This window comes from Pseudomonas syringae pv. cilantro (genome assembly GCF_001293775.1).
GTDB lineage: Bacteria > Pseudomonadota > Gammaproteobacteria > Pseudomonadales > Pseudomonadaceae > Aquipseudomonas > Aquipseudomonas syringae_P.
Genome location: NZ_LGLN01000068.1, coordinates 1 through 2,340, shown reverse-complemented (window position 1 = coordinate 2,340; position 2,340 = coordinate 1). Strand labels below are relative to the sequence as shown.

The following is a 2,340-nucleotide window of genomic DNA, read 5'->3' as shown; positions in this document are numbered from 1 at the left end:
CAAAAATCAAAGCCAGTAAATATAGGCGCTCCAGCCCGGTTTCTTTCCAAAAAATGGGCTTTTTCAGAGGATCCCTAACACCAACACTTTGTGGTGAAGATATCCGCGGGTCTGAATTTGGATCTGTGGCCAAAACTTCCAAACGATTGGGTTTAGAGAATCTCATAAAATTATTTTCCCCTTATACATACTTATCAATTTCTCTCTTGCTCGCTCCTTCTTGCAGTGCCTTGTTTAACTGCTCAGGTAGCATTGTAGTGCTTACAGTATTTTTAACTCCCGCCTTAAATATCACACCTGATAATTCCAGAGTGTTAACGCCGGTCGGCCCGACCCATTTACAAAGCATCCAATTGCATTGTCAAGGCTAATAGCCGCAACCGTTTTGTCAATAATTGTCATTGCTGCGCAGGCTGGTCCGCATACAAGGGCGTCACCTTGTAAAACAACCGACCCCTTTGGTTCATATGGGATCGTTTCAGGCGCAACAGCAATAACGCCTGCGCCATCAACAGAAGCACCTGCTGTCGCTTTTGCACCAAAGGAAACTCAGACAAACGAAATGTCTAACCTATCGACCCGCCATGAAATCAGCTTCCCCTCAAGAAAACCAAAATCTGCCAGAAAAATCTCATCACAGAAGGTCAACCCACTACAGCACAAACAACCATCCCTCAACTCGCCAATAATTCTGTATGAATAGCCTGGACCTTCTCCAAGGACTGAGGGTGTGACATGAGAACTCTCTTGAACAATATAATTACCAAAAACCATGGGCAACAACTCTGCCCGATACACTTGCCCTATCTCAAGCTGATAGGGAAGATAGCTTGCAAAGCAGGTAAGCCGCTGACCACATACAATAATCGAGACTTCCTCTTCTATTTCAGGATTGACGCCATCAACAAGCACTGAATAAATCATGGTACAGGCCTTATAGTTTTATCTTTAGGATCACCATTCAACATCTTCCAAAAACTCTTACCACTTTCCACATGGATTGTAGTGATGACACCATCAGAATTAGTTCCTACAAATCCATACTTCGCATCTCCACGGGACGAATTACCCATGAACTGCACGTAGCCAGTTCGCATTTCGCCCTTGTACAGATACTGAACCTTATCCCCGCCTTGCATAATGTCCTTGCCCGTCTGCAAATATTCGATAGACGACTTTGCCCCAAATTCAGCACCGTGTTTTTCAAAGTGACCAATCAGCTTTGCATCATCAGCAAAACTAGCCGACCTCACATTTACAGCCGCTTTTGCACCATCAGCCAAACAGCAAGGCTCATTATACTTCGCCAGTACGACATCATTACTCGTGGCAGCGAAAGCATCATCCGCTCTGACGGTTCCAGTACGCTCCAGCTGCGAAGTATAGTCGACGTTGCTAACGTTCAAGCCGTAGAAATCAGCGGCATCATCCGCGAGCCCTGAAACGCTGCTGCCTCCAAGCGCTTCCGACCTGCTTGTCGCAGCCAGGTCCACAGACGCTCCGCTTTTGGCTATCAGAACATTTTCTGCTCTTGCGAGGCTGGACGCTTCACTTGCTTTTGCAAGCTGCCCGAACTTTCCTGCGGAGCCCACCGGCACCACTATCGACGCGACGTCAGTACCGATCTCTGTGACTTGTGCGGCCGACTCGTAGCTGTTGCCTTGCAGGTTGGACACAAACGCCCGGCCAGACTGCCTTGTCGTCATCTGACCGATTGGATCTAGTGAGGAGTCAGCCACTGGACCGAGAAGACTATTGACTCCGCCCAGAGGGTCGCCGCCAAAAGTTCGCCGCCCACCTTGGCAGTGGCCCTTACCATTCCCCAAGCGCTACGACCAATTCCCGCAAAGCCGCCTGCGACACTCTCAAGAACATCTGTCGGCTTATCACTGAAGTTCAGATTGTTTTCATAGAATTCCACCAACCCCTGAGTCTTGTTACCTTGCGGATCACCCAGATAGTCGATGTTTCTGTTGCTGTCTTTATATGCAGCAGGTCGAGATGTCTGGAAGTCGACAATCATCGTCGCTGTCTCGTTACCGCTATACGAACGCGGATTGCCGTCTACCGAAGTGTCCGGGCGAGCGTATTGATCGGCGATAGGCGCAAGTGCTACCCCCAAATGGGCCAAGGTATCTACGTCAATGTTGGCGTCTTTCTCCGGAATTGACTTATTCCAGCCCTCATCGGTGTAATAGGCCAGAGCAACAGCCATGCGACGGGTCGCTTCTTCCTGGCTAATGTTCTTGTCTGCTGCCAGTCTGGGCGCTTCTCTTTCGATTAACTGAGCTGCTCTCGGATGAAGTTGCTCGTTATACCGCTCAACATTCCCCGCCACCC

Annotated in this window: 3 protein-coding genes and 1 pseudogene; 1 reads left to right on the top strand and 3 read right to left on the bottom strand. The window is 49.1% G+C overall.

Annotation, left to right across the window (positions count from 1 at the left end; all coding sequences use genetic code 11):
* Positions 1-371: hypothetical protein (locus ABJ99_RS29285; RefSeq protein ID WP_230081053.1), on the top strand; the 371-nt coding region annotated here is incomplete at its 5' end.
* 178 nt (positions 372-549) lie between these two features.
* Here the strand turns inward: ABJ99_RS29285 and ABJ99_RS28365 are convergent.
* The 3 genes and pseudogenes from ABJ99_RS28365 to ABJ99_RS28825 form a co-directional block, all read right to left on the bottom strand.
* Positions 550-924: a hypothetical protein gene (locus ABJ99_RS28365; protein WP_147461956.1), complete on the bottom strand. Its 375-nt coding sequence runs from the start codon at positions 922-924 to the stop codon at positions 550-552.
* The gene (locus ABJ99_RS18625; protein WP_154864454.1) at positions 921-1,676 is read right to left on the bottom strand and encodes a hypothetical protein; all 756 of its coding nucleotides are present in this window, start codon (positions 1,674-1,676) and stop codon (positions 921-923) included. The genes ABJ99_RS28365 and ABJ99_RS18625 overlap by 4 nt, the downstream gene beginning before the upstream one ends.
* Before the next feature lie 44 nt (positions 1,677-1,720).
* Positions 1,721-2,340, bottom strand: a pseudogene (locus ABJ99_RS28825) (hypothetical protein); the annotation flags it as partial.

Bases quoted from the DNA above. Each gene is read 5' to 3' on its own strand.
- ABJ99_RS28365 (WP_147461956.1), bottom strand. From the start codon at position 924: ATGATTTATTCAGTGCTTGTTGATGGCGTCAATCCTGAAATAGAAGAG.